Below are 12,964 nucleotides of genomic sequence, written 5' to 3' on the forward strand. Positions count from 1 at the left end.
ACGCAATACCATACCTTTACTGTTGTCAATATCATGCGAGATTCAAGCGAGGTAACAGCAATGACAAGGCAGGCTTCTGGGCGTACCTCTGGGCAGGGCTCTGACCAGGCTTCTGGGCGTAAATTGCGGCCAGGGGCTCGGTCGCTGGCCCTGGTGCTCTTGGGTGCAGGAATAGCCACCGCTGGCGGGCAAGCCCTCAGCGGTCTGGGGCAGCCTACCGGGGCCGAGGCTCCCACCGCCACCCCCGTTTTTTGGGACAACGGCTTTTGGAATAGCAGTGAACAGGCTCCTCCGGCCGCCAACATTCAGGCCCAGGCTCCCCAGTCCAGCGGCGTTAATGTGGCTGTGGCCCCTTCGCTGTCTAGCCCCAACCTGATTGCCGACATTGTGGGGCGCGTAGAACCGTCGGTTGTGCGCATCGACGCTGCCCGTACGGTGCAGACCAGTCTGCCGCCCATGTTTCAGGACCCCTTCTTCCGCCAGTTCTTTGGCAACAACCTGCCGGCGCCCCAGCGGCAGCAGGTGCAGCGGGGCGTGGGCTCTGGGTTCATCACCTCCGCAGACGGCCGCATCATCACCAATGCCCACGTTGTGGCCGGAGCTAACGAGGTCCAGGTCACCCTGTCCGACGGGCGCACCTTCAGGGGTCGGGTGGTGGGTGCCGACTCGGTGACCGACATTGCCGTGATTCAAATCGATGCGCAGAACCTGCCCACGGTCTCGATCAGCGACTCCGACCGGATTCGGCCCGGGGAGTGGGCGATCGCCATTGGCAATCCCCTGGGCCTCGACAGCACCGTAACCGCCGGCATCATCAGCGCCACGGGGCGCTCCAGCCGCCAGGTGGGGGTGCCCGACAAGCGGGTCGACTTCATTCAAACCGATGCCGCCATCAACCCCGGCAACTCTGGAGGCCCGCTGCTCAACCTCAACGGCGAGGTAATCGGTGTCAACACCGCCATTATCCAGGGGGCTCAGGGGCTGGGCTTTGCCATTCCCATCAACACCGTGCAGCGCATCAGCGCCGAACTGATTCAGAATGGCCGGGTTGAGCACGCCTACCTGGGCATTCAAATGGTGAATCTGACCCCGGAGCTGCGCCAGAACATCAACAGCAACCCCAACCGATCCTTCTCTGTTGATACAGACTCTGGCGTCCTGATTGGGCGCGTTCTGCCCAACTCCCCGGCCGCTCAGGGGGGTCTGCGAGAGGGCGATATCATTACGGCGGTTGAGGGTCGCCCCGTGACTGAGAGCATTGCTGTTCAGCAGGCCGTGGAGCGCTCCCGGGTGGGACAAAACCTGTCCCTCACCCTGCGGCGCGGTGGTCGCGAGCAGACCGTCACGGTGCGTCCCGGCAACATCCCCAACCAGTAATGCATCTACCCGGCTCCGTTCAGGTTGCTGAGCGGAGTTGATGCAGGGGGCGCGGCAGACTGCCGCGCCCTTTTTTCTGGTTTGCGCTCAATCCGGCTCAGGCGGAACTGTTCGGGGCAGCCAGCATTTCAATGTGCAGTTCGGGCATCAGTCGCTTCAGGTTTTTGAGCGATCGCGTCTGCCAGAGAATGCCCTCAGAGCCGCGAAAGCTGAGCCGGGTGGTGCCGCGATCGCGCACCTTGACCACAAACATCGACAGCATGCTGATGCCCGAACTGTTGAGAAACTCTAGCTGGTGCAAGTCAACCGTACAGGCCTCCTCCATCGCCGCCGCCAGCAGCAGATCCATGACGGGTTGGTAAGCCTCGATACCGTCCAGCCGCAGAAACCCCTCCATTACAACAGTGGCCGTTTCTGCCTGGTAGTACACGCGGTAGTCTTCAGTTTCAATCATGGGATCAGGCGCTATGGCAGGGATTGACAGTGAACTCAGGCCAGGAAAACCGTTGGGGCCAGGCATGGGGGTAACTACACGCTGGGACGTGCCTATTCCCCTACAAAATACCGATGTTTGGGTCAAAATGCTGATTTGAGGTAGAGGTAGGCCTGCACATCCACCTGGGTAAACTCCGGTAGCCCCGGGTTGGGGCTAAATCCCCAGCCAAACTCCACGCCGTAGTCACACATCATGGTCAAGAAGCCCATGTGGGAATCCCCTTCGCCCATCGCCGTCTTTTCCAGCTGTTGGGCAAACAGAGTATCCAGGTCGGCGGCGCTCAAAATGCTCTGAATAAACCCCATAAACTGCTCGGCCGCTCCTGGCTCAACCAGGTTGAGCGACTGAAATACAATGTAGTCCTCGTAGAGAAACAGCGAAATGCTGATCGGCTCGGGGGAGCGATCGGCGTGGTACTTGATCGCATTTTCGAGCAGTTCGTTGGCGATGTAGCTGATCGCTGACTTGACCGTATCCCGCTGCATCAGATCCTCATCAGCACCGCCCTTCTGGGGGCTGCCCGGAAAAAAGGTGGCAAAGTAGTCGCCCAGAAAATCGGCCGATAGACCGTAGTTGCGCCACCGCTGCTGCCGCGCCGAAGCCGAGGGCGAAAAGCAAATGGTGAGGTATTCTTTGCTGTGGTCTAAGCAGGTGGCGAAGCGGCCAAATTGATTAGACACAGAGGCAGACGTAGACATCATAAAATCAGTCCCTACAGGGAAAAGCAAACGATGAATAGAGGCGGTCAAACACTGGCCGAGAAAATTTGGTTTTTTCCCAGCCGCTTAGCCTGATACAGCTGCTCGTCGGCCCGTTGCAGCAGATCGGCGCTACTGGTGTGGGGTTGGGGAATGGTGCCAGCGACGCCGATGCTGACTGTAACCACCGGGGCCACAGTGGAAAACTGATGGGGAATCCGCAACCCTAAGACTTCCCGCTGGATGCGCTGGGCTACCACCTGGGCCTCGGCCAGGGTGGTGCGAGGCAAAATAGCCACAAATTCCTCCCCCCCGTAGCGGGCCACCATATCGCTGGCGTGGTGCAGGCAGTGGCGCAGCACAGTGGCCACCTGCACCAGGCAGGTGTCTCCCGCCAGGTGGCCGTAGGTGTCGTTGTAGATCTTAAAGGCGTCGAGGTCGCAGAGAATTACCGCCAGCGGACTTTGCTCCCGCGCCATGTCCTGCCACTGCTGCACCAGGTACTCATCAAACCGGCGGCGGTTATGAATTTGGGTCAGCCCGTCGATGTCGGCGCGCACCATGGCAGCGCAAAACTTTTGGTGCCACTGGGTGTCGAGGGTATCGCCATGCTCCATGATGGTGTGCATGATGATCTCCAGATCGGCCTTTTGGCGCGAGATTAGATCCACCAGGGTTTTGAGGGTGGCCTCGGCCCGCAGGCGCTCAGCCATCTCGGCCTGGAGGCGCTGGTTGGTGCTGTGCAGATCGGCCTCGATCAGGTCGCCGTGTTCAGCGGTGGTCAGCAGGGCGATGCGGAGGTCTTCGTTCTCCTGGCGCAGCTGCTGATTGTCCTGGCGCAGCTGCTCGTTTTCCCGAAGCACCTCGGGTAGGTCCAATAGAGACGGGGGATCAGTGGACGGGTCGGGGGCCATGGTAGGGGGCATCGGTAGGACAAAGGTCAGGGTTGGGGTCAGGGTTTAGGGGCAAACCAACTAGGCGCGGCGTTTGAGGACCACCAGGGTGATGTCGTCATAGACGGTATGACCTTTCACATGGGCTTGGACATCCTCGATCACGGCGGCCTCGATCGCCTGGGCGGAACCGTTCCAGGCGCGCTGCACGGTGGCAACCAGGCGATCGAGGCCGTAGAATTCGCGCTGGCTGTTTTCAGCTTCAGTGATGCCGTCGCTGTAGAGCACCACGCCATCGCCCACCGCCAGGGTCAGGCGGTACTGGGCCACAAAGGGGGTGATGTCCGCAATCAAACCGACGGGGTAGCCCAGGTCCAGGGTGTCGACCCGCTCGGCCCTGCCGTTGCGCACCACAATCACCTCCTCGTGCTGGCCACTGATGGTGAGCGTTCCCTCGCAATAGTCAAGCAGAGCTAGGGAGAGGTGGCGCTGCGACCCCATTCGCAGTCGGTTTTGATAGAGCACGGTATTGAGCGCCTGAAAGGCTTTAGCCGGATCGAGGTTGCCCCGCTGTACCCCCAGCGCCTGCAGGGTCCGCACGGCGGTTTGAGCCATAATCATCAGCACGCCGCTCTCCAGACCGTGGCCGGTGACATCGCCGATGGCCAGCATAGCCTGGCCCGGGTGCTCGTCGTCCGACAAAACGTCGTAGTAGTCGCCCCCCACCTCGGTGGCGGCATCCATAAACCCGGCTATCTCCAGATCGGCGATCGCCGCCAGTTCCTCGGGCCGGGGCAGCACCATACGCTGAATCTGGCGGGCTACCGACAGTTCGGCACTCATGCGGCTGTTGTCGGCCTGGAGAGCCTGGTTGAGGCTGGTGATTTCGGCGTTGGCGGCCCGCAGGGCAGCCTCGGCCTGCTGTCGCTGGGCCACCTCCTGGCGCAGCTGGGTCAGGGCCTGCTCCAGCCGCTGCGATTGCTGCTCCAGTTCCCAGCTGGACTGCACACAGGTAGATACCTCCCCCAGCATCTCCACCACCACCGCCGCTGTGGGAAAGTCCTGATCCTCCATCCCCAGCCAGGGCTGAGGGCGGATGGGGCCAGGGCTGGAGTAGACAATCCGAAACTGACCGTCGACCTGGGCCTGCCCCACATGACAGCGCTTTTGCAGGTGGTGGTTGGGCTCGCAGCAGACGGTGCCACTGGGGGCGGCCCAGCGCTGGTGGTAGGCGGCCTGGCGCACCGGGTCGGTGGCGGTGGTTTGGGCGGCGATGACGGCAGCCCGCCACAGGTAAACCTGGGTGTAGGCGGCCTCAATGGAGTCAGTGGTGACGCGATCGCTCCCATAGCGCTGCTTAAAGCGCGCCACAAAGCTCTGGTTGGCAGCGGTTTCCAGGCTTTGAAAGTAGCTCCAGCAGGCATAGTGTCCGGCCGCTGCCGCGCCAATCTGTCGCAGCTCCAGCTCACCGATGCTGACGGTCAGAATAGGAATGCGATCGGGGCTGAGCCCCTGGGCCTGGCACTGGCGATAAAACGGCAGGTTGCTGGCGCCATTCAGGGTGCTGAACACAGCATCGGGCTGGGCCGCCAAAATTGCTTCAACCGTATCGCTAAAGTCAGTCGCTCCCAGGGGCAGGTAGGTTTCGGCCACAATGCTGCCCTGGCGGTGTTTGAGCTGGCCCTTCAGCACTTTGTGAGTAACGCGGGGGAACAGGTGGTCAGACCCCAGCAAAAACAGGCGGCGGTAGCCCTGGCCCAGCAACCAGTCCAGGGCTGGCTCCACCTGCTGGTTGAGGCAGGACCCGGTATAAAACACCCAGGGCGACTGCTCTAAGCCCTCGTAGTGGACGGGGTACCAGAGCAGGCAATTGTGGGCCTCCAGCACCGGCAGCACCGCCTTGCGACTCATGGAGGTCCAGCCGCCAAAAATTGCGTCTACCCTGTTTACCGTCAGCAGGTGTTGCGCGGCGGCGGCAAAGCCACCGGGGTCGGAGGCCCCGTCCCCAATCTGGGGGATGATCGGGCGGCCCAGCACCCCTCCAGCCTGGTTGATTTCGTCAATGGCCATCAGAGCGGCGTCTACCAGGGGAGCCTCGCTGAACGCCATCGGCCCGGTTATAGAGTGGAGAACGCCCACCCGAATGGGGGCAGTCGATGTTGGCTGTGTCATGGCTAGATTGGCTCTGGTACGCCTAAACCCCCGTACACGTAGATAGACTGTGAGCCATGCAACCCATGGTTTTGTGTATTTCGACCTAGGGTGCCCAAACCGAGCCCAAAAGCTACCCTCCGGTCACAATTAGTTTTAGGTAGAGAAAACCTTTGATTTCCATGCCCTTGTCTGCACCCGCCCCAACCTCACAGCCTGGACAGCCACCCTTTGGTCTGATGCTGTTTACCCGCTACCCCGAACCGGGCCGTACCAAAACCCGCCTGATACCCCAGCTGGGGGCGATGGGGGCGGCGGCGGTGCAGCGCCAGATGACCGAGTATGTGCTGGGGCAGGTGCAGGTCGCCGCCCAGCAATTGCCCCTGGCCGTGGAGGTTCACTTTGCCGGTGGGAATGGGGAGCAGATGCAGGCCTGGCTGGGGGTAGCGGGAGTTTACTACCCCCAGGCCCAGGGGGGACTGGGCGATCGCCTGATCGCTGCCTTTAGCCAAAGTTTTGACCAGGGCCGACCGGGGGCGATCGCCATTGGCAGCGATTGCCCTGCCCTGACGGCCCGCCACCTGGGAATGGCGATCGAGGCGCTGCACCAGGTGGATGTCGTGCTTGGCCCCGCCACCGACGGCGGCTACTACCTGATTGGCCTGCGGCAGCTTAACCGGGCGCTGTTTGCCGCGATCGACTGGGGCACCGACCGGGTGCTGGAGCAGACCCTCGCTGCCGCTAAGGCCCAGGGCCTCAGCGTAGAGCTACTGCCCCCCCTCACCGACATCGATCGGCCCGAGGATCTGCCCCAGTGGGAGGCGATCGTGGGCGGGTCGGGCTGAGGTTTGCCGAGGCCTTGACCTACTCCTCGGCGGCAGGGGGAGAATGGGGCAGGGCAGCCAGCCCTGGCCTGAGCAGCAGCCCCCAGCACCGGTTGTAGGGGTGTACCACCGATGTGGGTTGCCCCGCCTGGACGAGCGATCGCCCGTCGTTGGCCCACTGAAAAAGGGACCCGGCCAGGTTGTATACCTGGGTGTAGCCCGCCGCCTTTAGCTGAGCCGCCAGCCGAGCCGATCGATATCCCACCGAGCAGTAGGCCACAATCGGGCGATCGCGGGCTAGGTCCAGGGCCAGCGCGGCCTTCAGGTCGGGGGCAGAGTAGGCTCCAGGCAGATGGCTAACCGCAAATTCATCGTCTCGGCGTACATCGAGCAAAATAGGTATAGGGGCGTTGCCCTGGCTCAACCAGTGGTCAAGATTCTGGGGCGTCAGGCTGGACACCTCCGGAAAGGATCGCTGTATCCAGTGCTTTATCCCCCACCAGGCTACCGGGCGGGCAGCGGCCCACAGCCGGGGGGGGAACGTCGAGAGGACAGGCATTACGCGCAGAGGCAGGAGACAGGCCATGCTAGATTTTACCCCCTGGAATACCTTGCTTCAGACCTACGTGGACGACCAGGGGCGGGTTGACTACGCCCGCTGGCAACAGCAGGCCCAACCGGAGCTGGAGACCTGGCTGGCCTCGCTCCCCAACAGCCTCGATGGCCTGGCGCCAGAGGACTCCCTGGCGCTTTTAATCAACCTCTACAACTTTAATCAACCTCTACAACGCCCTCACCATTCAGCAGGTGCTGAAGCACTACCCTATCGAGTCAGTGTTGCCGCGGGTGTTGGGGCTGCCCAACTGGCTGGCCTTCTGGCGCTTTTTTAGCCGCTCCGTCTACCCGCTCGACGGTAGAGCCATCAGCTTAAACCACCTGGAACACGACCTGCTGCGGCCCCAGTTCAAAGAGCCACGCATTCACTTTGCCCTCGTCTGTGCCTCGGGCAGCTACCCCATTCTGCGCAACGAAGCCTACTGGCCCGACATCGTCGAGGCCCAGCTCGAAACCGACGCCCACCGCTTCATCCATAACCCTGCCAAGGTGCGCTACGACAGCGAGGCCGGAGTGCTCTACTGCAGCAAAATTTTTAAATGGTACCGAGAAGACTTCTTGCGGGTAGCTCCCTCAGTGACGAATTACATCGGCACCTACCTCAACCTCAGCCCGTCGCCGTCTGCCCCGATCGAGGTGCGCCACCTCCCCTACGACTGGAGCCTGAACCGGCAGCCGGGGTGAGGGGATGAAGGGGCATGCCCCGCCCCTACCGCACCTCCTCATAAAACTGCTTCAGGGCAACAGCCGGGACCCCCAACGCCCAGAGCAATCCGATCATCAGGTAGATGGCGTTGGCCTTGAGGGCACCCCAGGCGGCTACCCGACGGTCAGAGCACTGCACCACCCGGCTGAGCTGACGCAGGCGCCCTCGACGGCAGAGTTTGAGGCACAGATCGGCCTCTTCCATGATCGGCATAGCCGGGTCGAAACCGCCACAGGCGTGAAAATCGGCGCGGCGGCAAAACATCACCTGGTCGCCAAACAGCAGCCGCAGCCCCCGCCCAAAGAACAGGTGGGGTCGAAACAGCAGCGGCGCGTAGTAGGTTTTGACCGCATTGTGCAGCGAGATGCCCCAGCGGGTTGTTTCAGCTCCCGCCATGAGTGACACAAAGCCGCCCCCAGCCACCGCCGGGTCATCCAGAGTACTCTGGACGAGCTTGACCAGGTCGTCGGGCACCAGGGTATCGGCGTGGAGAAAGCAGAGGATGTCGCTCTCAGCGGCCTCGGTCCCCAGGTTCATCTGCACCGATCGCCCCCGCGCCGGAGCATGAATGACGCGCAGAGGCAGGCAGCTGGCCCAGGTCTGGGCGATCGCCACGGTGCGATCGCCGCTGCCGCCATCTACCACCAAAATCTCAGCAGGCGACGGATTGAGGCTTTCCAGCACGCCCAGGGTGCGGCCCAAACAGGCGGCCTCGTTCCAGGTAGGAATGATGATCGAAACAGACATATGGCCAAATTCTCAACTCGGAGCCGCCATTCCAACTGCCCGAAGCCAGAGAAGGGGCGCAGTGGGCATGGGATAGGCGATCGCTGTCCCCTGTAATCCTAAGGTCTAGGCTGCTGACCTTGCCACCAACCAAAAAGTCGAATTTTGATGGCTTAAGCACCGTCTTGGGTGCTATATTGAAAAACGCAATTGTGGCGGGTGTAGCCAAGTGGTTAAGGCAGTGGATTGTGGTTCCACCATTCGTGGGTTCGATTCCCATCATCCGCCCTGTTTCTGAAGAACGCTAAACAAGCATTCTTGGCAGGATTTTTGGAACAGATACCGTTCCAATCCTTCAGCTCCCTACGGCGAAACTCTGTTTATCCAAGGATAAACAGAGTTTCGCTGTCTATAAGCCCGTAGTCCCCCAGGGAAGACTTTTGGTCAAAATCGATAACACATCCTAGGGATCTACCCAGCGTCCATCGGCTTTAATCAGGTTGATTAGCTCCGCTACGCCCTGATCTTCTGGCACCTTCTTAATCTCGTCGCGGCCACGGTACAGCGAGATATAGCCAGGGGTTTTGCCCACGTAACCGTAGTCAGCATCAGCCATTTCGCCAGGGCCATTGACAATACAACCCATCACCGCAATATCGAGCCCGGTTAGGTGCTTGGTGGCTTCGCGCACCTCGTGGAGCACGTCTTCGAGATTGAACAGGGTACGACCGCAGGACGGGCAGGCCACGTATTCCACCATGGTTTTGCGCAGCCCCAGGGCCTGCAAAATGCTGTAGCAGACCGGAATCTCCTTCTCAGGCGCTTCGGTGAGTGAGACGCGAATGGTGTCGCCAATGCCCTGGGCCAGCAAGGTGGCAATACCTGCCGTCGACTTGATGCGGCCATACTCCCCGTCGCCCGCTTCGGTGACCCCCAAGTGCAGGGGGTAGTCCATCCCCAGCTCGTCCATGCGATGGGCCATCAGCCGGTAGGCGGCCACCATCACCGGCACCCGCGACGCCTTCAGGGACACGACCAGGTTGCGAAAGTCGAGAGACTCACAGATGCGAATGAACTCCAGGGCGCTCTCCACCATACCCTCGGGGGTGTCGCCGTAGGTGAACAGCATGCGCTCGGCCAGCGACCCGTGGTTGACGCCAATCCGCATTGACTTGCCCTGGTCGCGCAGGGAGACCACCAGGGGCTCTAAAGTTTCGCGAATTTTGCTGCCGATGGCGTCAAATTCGGATTGGGAGTAGTCGGTACGGCCCGCCTGGGGCTTTTCAAACACGTAGAGGCCAGGGTTGATGCGCACCTTGTCAACGTGTTTGGCCACTTCCAGAGCGATCTTCATGCCGTTGTGGTGCACGTCAGCCACCAGGGGTACGGGCTGGTAGGTGTCTGCCAAAATTTTGCGAATGTCGGCCAGAGCTTTGGCGTGGGCCATGCTGGGCACCGTCACCCGCACAATTTCACAACCGATCTCGTGCAGGCGGCGAATGGCAGCGGCGGCCCCTTGGATGTCGAGGGTGTCTTCGTTGATCATTGACTGCACCACTACCGGGTGACCGCCGCCAATGGTAACGCTGCCCACCGGCACCGGGCGGGTTTTGCGGCGATGGATGGTGGTGTCGAAGGGGTCAAAGGCGGGGGTAGCGGAGGTCGGGGAAATAGGGTTGGGAAGCGTTTGCATAGCCTTTGCTCAATGGTTGCCGGTGCTGATTAACAGGGTTTGTAGCGATTGCACGCTCTACCTCCCAGAGTGCCACAGAATGGCAATTCAGAGATGTTAGAGCCACAAAAACTGCCCGTCGCTGTAATCCAGAATTCATGGTTGACCAGAACTGATGCCATGCCTAAGGCTTCTGGTCCAAATTCCTTTACTGCCAGCTTTACCACGCCCAACTCAGGAAGCAGCCTGGGGCGTGTCATCAAATTGTGGCCAAGAGGCGGGTATATCAGGCCTTGCCATGCCCGACCCAAAAGCCAGGCTAGGGGCTGTAATCCTTGATTTATGAGCGTTTGGCAGCTAATTGATGACAGCCCCTAGGGGTATGACAATTAATTTTTGGTCCATCGCTAATTGTGGATGCAAGGGGGTGGGACTACCACCCACCCGTACCCCACTCCCGACTCTGCTCGGGGGCGGCAGCGATGGGTATGGCCCGGGGCACGTCCTGAATTACCTGCACCTGGATAATTTGGTTGGGGGCGATGACAACGGTCTGGGGCGAGGTGCCGACCACTGTAGTGGCTCCGACCAGGGCACCACCAATCAGGCCAATGCCGCTAAAGCCCGTCACCAGCATCAGGGCCAGGGCCCCCAGGCCGGCCCCAGCGGCCATCCGAGGACTGCTGACCTCAGGGCTGCCCACCATGTACTCGGTGGTGCTGGCAAAGTCCACCCGCTGCCCGGCCGGGGAAATCAGCATGGTGCTCACCCAGCGCTGTCCCTCGGGGGTCGGCTCAAACTGGCCGATTAGCTGGCTGCCCGCCGGAGCGACAATGCCGTTGGTGATGGGGTCGCGGAGGTCGTGGGCCAGCAGCAGCACCTGGCTTTGGCTGGAGCCGGTGTTGAGATCGAGGGGCTCGCTACCTACGTAGCGCAGCTGCAGAATGGTGCCTGCTGCCACCAGAGTATCAGGGGAGAGGGGGCGCTCCGGGGGGAGTGGGGTTAATGACCTGGGGCAGGGCGGCCTGGTCACCGCTGTCCGGCAGCGGGCTGCCAAACAAGATTGGCTCTCCGGCGGCCGCTAAGACCAGCGAGCTATCGGGAGGAACCACGCTGCCCTGGCTGGTGGTGGTGGGGGCGGCGGGTACGGCCAGCAGATTGGGATCGGTGCCGGTGACTTCAACGGGCACCGAGGCTACGGGCGGGGGTTCCTGGCTGATAACGGGGCTACTGGGGGTGGGGCTGCTGGGAGTGGAGCTGCTAGGGGTGAACTGGGGGGCGATCGCGGACTCCGTGGCCAGGTCGGGCAAGCTCGGCGGCTCGGCCGTCAGCGCCACCGCCGGAGTGCTGACCTCGGGGCTGGGGGCATCAGGCGGATCGGCGGCGATCGCCTCTGGCTGCACGGCGGGCTGGGCTGGGGTCGGCAGCTCCGGTGGTGTTACCGCGATCGGGACTCCGCTGGTTTCGCTATCGATGGTGGGCAGGGGCTGGGACTCGGGCTGTTCGGCGGGCTGGGTGGCCACGGCCTCCGCAGGCACCGGGGCTCCAGCGACAGGGGTGGCCGGGGCCGTGCCGGGGGTGGCTGGGGGTTCCTGGGTCAGCACCGGAGCGGCACTAGCGGCGGAGGCCGGAACGGACGCAGTGGCGATCCCACCCGGCTGGACCGGGGCCCCGGCCGCAGGCGGTTCTAGCTCGGCTGGGCTGGCGGTCTGGGGTGCGGTGGCGACGGGGCCCACGGCGGCATCGAGTTCGGCCAGGCTGGGGACCGTCACCTGCTCCCCCGGTCGGCCCAGGTTGAAGGGATCGACGGGCAGGGTTTCGGGCAGGTTCGCCAGGCTGTTGACATCGCTGGGCAGCATCAGGTTGGCGGCTGAAGTGCTCAGTCGCCCGGTCCCGGCAGCGGGAAAGCCCAGCCGTGGGTCATTGCCTGGAATGACGGGCAGCTCCACAATCATGGCTGGATTGGCCCCACTGCCGGGGACAGCCGCCAGCGGGGTCGCCCCTGGAACGGTGGCCAGGGCAGTGAGCACCCAGCGGGTTTGATCCCCAGCGGCGATCGCAACCAGGCTGGCTCCCTCTGCCGCCAGCACGGCGTTATCGGCCAGCTCCAGCACTATCACCGTGGCGCCGTCAACCGGGCTGAGGTGCACTCGGCTCACGGCTCCGCTATAGGTCTGGGACGAAGCGATCGCCCCCAGTTGGGTCTGGGGCAGCGTCAGCACAATTCGGGCCGGGTTGGCCTCGACGGTGTACTGGGGAGTGATGCCGCTAGGCAACGTCAGGGTCAGCTGCTGCGTGGCCGGGTCAAACTGCCAGGCGGCAAGGGTATCGGCCCGGGCCGCAGGGCTGATCACCAGCAGGGTAGACACCATTAAGCCTGTCCCTGCCCAGCCCCCGAGACGATGGGCGATCGCCCCTGGGCCGGTCAATGCGAATGGTTGATTGGCGTGTTCCATGGGTTTTGTCCCCCTCTGGTGCATGGTGTGATGTGAACCTGGTGTGACCTGGAGCAGGCGATCGCTGCGTGTTGGCTAAACGCTAGATGCAGCGTAAGCGTCCACTCTCGATCGCCTAAATGCAGCGTGAACCCAAAGCCTAACTAAGGATACGCACAATTTTGAGAATTTCAAGGGGGCTGAGCATTTCCAGGGACATGGGACCAGCGGGCCGCTGAGCTGGGCCAAAACGCGGATGTAAAGGCATTGGGGGAACTTGTCAAAGAGCGATCGCGTCGCGGGAGAAGAGAGAGACGTTTGAGTCCTGGGTCGAGCAACGCTGGGAATGAAACAACGCTGAGGCTTGGTCC

Annotated in this window: 13 protein-coding genes and 1 tRNA gene; 5 read left to right on the forward strand and 9 right to left on the reverse strand. The window is 62.1% G+C overall.

The genetic code is table 11. The features are described 5' to 3' along the window. Positions 1 to 60 precede the first annotated feature (60 nt). The gene (locus NF78_RS26640) at positions 61 to 1,377 is read left to right on the forward strand and encodes an HhoA/HhoB/HtrA family serine endopeptidase (RefSeq protein WP_035994405.1); all 1,317 of its coding nucleotides are present in this window, start codon (positions 61 to 63) and stop codon (positions 1,375 to 1,377) included. Positions 1,378 to 1,474: 97 nt separating this feature from the next. Here NF78_RS26640 and NF78_RS26645 read toward each other — a convergent pair whose 3' ends face one another. From NF78_RS26645 to NF78_RS26660, 4 genes are all read right to left on the reverse strand, one after another. Then, a complete protein-coding gene (locus NF78_RS26645) occupies positions 1,475 to 1,831 on the reverse strand; it encodes a slr1659 superfamily regulator (RefSeq protein ID WP_035994407.1) in 357 nt (118 codons plus the stop codon). A 122-nt stretch (positions 1,832 to 1,953) separates the two neighbouring features. Then, entirely contained in the window at positions 1,954 to 2,553 is a 600-nt protein-coding gene (locus NF78_RS26650) for a slr1658 superfamily regulator (RefSeq protein WP_225885434.1), read from the reverse strand. 65 nt (positions 2,554 to 2,618) lie between these two features. Next, a complete protein-coding gene (locus NF78_RS26655; protein ID WP_081973008.1) occupies positions 2,619 to 3,497 on the reverse strand; it encodes a diguanylate cyclase domain-containing protein in 879 nt (292 codons plus the stop codon). Positions 3,498 to 3,545: 48 nt separating this feature from the next. Then, positions 3,546 to 5,636 carry a transporter substrate-binding protein gene (locus NF78_RS26660; RefSeq protein ID WP_035994410.1) on the reverse strand — a complete coding sequence of 697 codons (2,091 nt, stop codon included), beginning with the start codon at positions 5,634 to 5,636 and terminating at the stop codon, positions 3,546 to 3,548. 218 nt (positions 5,637 to 5,854) lie between these two features. Between NF78_RS26660 and NF78_RS26665 the strand changes: the two genes are divergently transcribed. Next, positions 5,855 to 6,460 carry a TIGR04282 family arsenosugar biosynthesis glycosyltransferase gene (locus NF78_RS26665; protein WP_263970713.1) on the forward strand — a complete coding sequence of 202 codons (606 nt, stop codon included), beginning with the start codon at positions 5,855 to 5,857 and terminating at the stop codon, positions 6,458 to 6,460. A gap of 19 nt (positions 6,461 to 6,479) precedes the next feature. Here the strand turns inward: NF78_RS26665 and NF78_RS26670 are convergent, their stop codons facing one another. Beyond that, the gene (locus NF78_RS26670) at positions 6,480 to 6,998 is read right to left on the reverse strand and encodes a rhodanese-like domain-containing protein (RefSeq protein ID WP_052051076.1); all 519 of its coding nucleotides are present in this window, start codon (positions 6,996 to 6,998) and stop codon (positions 6,480 to 6,482) included. Positions 6,999 to 7,023: 25 nt separating this feature from the next. Here NF78_RS26670 and NF78_RS33175 point away from each other — a divergent pair, with 25 nt between their 5' ends. Together NF78_RS33175 and NF78_RS26675 are read left to right on the forward strand one after the other, a co-directional pair. After that, the gene (locus NF78_RS33175) at positions 7,024 to 7,329 is read left to right on the forward strand and encodes a hypothetical protein (protein WP_263970714.1); all 306 of its coding nucleotides are present in this window, start codon (positions 7,024 to 7,026) and stop codon (positions 7,327 to 7,329) included. After that, a complete protein-coding gene (locus tag NF78_RS26675; protein WP_263970715.1) occupies positions 7,247 to 7,738 on the forward strand; it encodes a DUF547 domain-containing protein in 492 nt (163 codons plus the stop codon). The genes NF78_RS33175 and NF78_RS26675 overlap by 83 nt, the downstream gene beginning before the upstream one ends. Positions 7,739 to 7,763: 25 nt before the next feature. Here the strand turns inward: NF78_RS26675 and NF78_RS26680 are convergent, their stop codons facing one another. Then, positions 7,764 to 8,507 (reverse strand): TIGR04283 family arsenosugar biosynthesis glycosyltransferase, encoded by a 744-nt coding sequence (locus tag NF78_RS26680; RefSeq protein ID WP_035994417.1) that lies wholly within the window; start codon positions 8,505 to 8,507, stop codon positions 7,764 to 7,766. Positions 8,508 to 8,701: 194 nt separating this feature from the next. On the opposite strand from NF78_RS26680, the gene NF78_RS26685 reads away from it, so the two are divergent. Continuing rightward, a tRNA-His gene (locus tag NF78_RS26685) sits at positions 8,702 to 8,774 on the forward strand. 175 nt (positions 8,775 to 8,949) lie between these two features. Here the strand turns inward: NF78_RS26685 and ispG are convergent. From ispG to NF78_RS26700, 3 genes are all read right to left on the reverse strand, one after another. Continuing rightward, positions 8,950 to 10,179 carry a (E)-4-hydroxy-3-methylbut-2-enyl-diphosphate synthase gene (gene ispG, locus NF78_RS26690; protein ID WP_035994419.1) on the reverse strand — a complete coding sequence of 410 codons (1,230 nt, stop codon included), beginning with the start codon at positions 10,177 to 10,179 and terminating at the stop codon, positions 8,950 to 8,952. A gap of 412 nt (positions 10,180 to 10,591) precedes the next feature. Continuing rightward, positions 10,592 to 11,119 carry a hypothetical protein gene (locus NF78_RS26695; protein ID WP_035994421.1) on the reverse strand — a complete coding sequence of 176 codons (528 nt, stop codon included), beginning with the start codon at positions 11,117 to 11,119 and terminating at the stop codon, positions 10,592 to 10,594. 7 nt (positions 11,120 to 11,126) lie between these two features. After that, a complete protein-coding gene (locus tag NF78_RS26700) occupies positions 11,127 to 12,614 on the reverse strand; it encodes an AMIN domain-containing protein (protein ID WP_197065009.1) in 1,488 nt (495 codons plus the stop codon). Positions 12,615 to 12,964 lie beyond the last annotated feature (350 nt).

This window comes from Leptolyngbya sp. KIOST-1, from assembly GCF_000763385.1.
In the GTDB taxonomy this organism is placed as follows: Bacteria; Cyanobacteriota; Cyanobacteriia; order Phormidesmidales; family Phormidesmidaceae; genus Nodosilinea.